The organism is Microcoleus sp. OTE_8_concoct_300 (assembly GCF_031383065.1).
In the GTDB taxonomy this organism is placed as follows: domain Bacteria; phylum Cyanobacteriota; class Cyanobacteriia; order Cyanobacteriales; family Microcoleaceae; genus Microcoleus.
This window is the reverse complement of the sequence record NZ_JANMZH010000818.1, coordinates 1-1,090: the sequence shown is the minus strand read 5'-3', so window position 1 is coordinate 1,090 and position 1,090 is coordinate 1. Positions and strand designations below refer to the sequence as shown.

Sequence of the window (1,090 nt, the reverse complement as noted above, 5' to 3'; positions counted from 1 at the left end):
TTTTTTGTGTGTTGATTTCATGGTTTTTTTAGTAGATGATATCTGCTACACTCTGATAAGTCCGACAGTCCGCCAATCCGCCAGGGAATTCATTTCCTGGCTGATAGCGAAAGTCCTTTAAAGAGGACTGTAGAAAAAAGTTGGCTATTAGTTGATTTTAGTCAGGACACGGCACCGTGCCCTTCTTCGTGTCAACTTAACTTCTAACCCAGTCACAGATTCCGGTTTGACTGTTAAACTTAGATCCCCCCTAGCCCCCCTTAATAAGGGGGGGACAAGAGTCTGGTCAAAGTCCCCCTTCTTAAGGGGGGGACAAGAGTCTGGTCAAAGTCCCCCTTCTTAAGGGGGATTTAGGGGGATCTAGACTGGGTTGAAAACGAAATTTCTCAAGCCTTTCAGTCTTAAGTTGACACTAATGGGCAGTCAGGACACGGCACCGTGCCCTTCTTCGTGTCAACTTAACTTCTAACCCAGTCACAGACTCCGGTTTGACTGTTAAACTTAGATCCCCCCTAGCCCCCCTTAATAAGGGGGGGACAAGAGTCTGGTCAAAGTCCCCCTTAATAAGGGGGGGACAAGAGTCTGGTCAAAGTCCCCCTTAATAAGGGGGGGACAAGAGTCTGGTCAAAGTCCCCCTTCTTAAGGGGGATGCGAGGGGGATCTAGACTAGGTTAAAAACGAAATTTCTCAAGGCTTTTAGTCTTAAGTTGACACTAATGGGCAGTGCCGTTTCCCTACAATTAATCAGGTGATGGTTACATCTTTTATCGAGGGCGATGGCTGGGATCTCTCGCCCGTGCTACGATTATTTTGGGGTAGGGAAACGGCATTGCCGTGTCCAGAGTTGCTTTGAGGCAAGGAATTAATTCCCTGCCGGAATTAACGTCACAGCCCGTTACTATTTTCTCTCTTCCCTCCTTTGCAAATCTCGCAATTGCTTCTCAACTTTCTCCACCATTGGCAAATCTCCCAAAGTTGTATATCCATCTTTTGCCATTCGCAAATATTTCATAGCTTCCAGATTATTTCTCATCGCTGAATGAACTTGTCCCAATCCGTATCGAGCCGCTGTCAACTCCTCAATATCGTC

Annotated in this window: 1 protein-coding gene; it reads right to left on the bottom strand. The window is 46.6% G+C overall.

Annotated elements, in window-relative coordinates; all coding sequences use genetic code 11:
• Positions 1-898 precede the first annotated feature (898 nt).
• Positions 899-1,090, bottom strand: a 192-nt coding sequence (locus ACUVJL_RS36280; RefSeq protein WP_445250244.1) for a hypothetical protein, incomplete at its 5' end; no start/stop codon positions are given.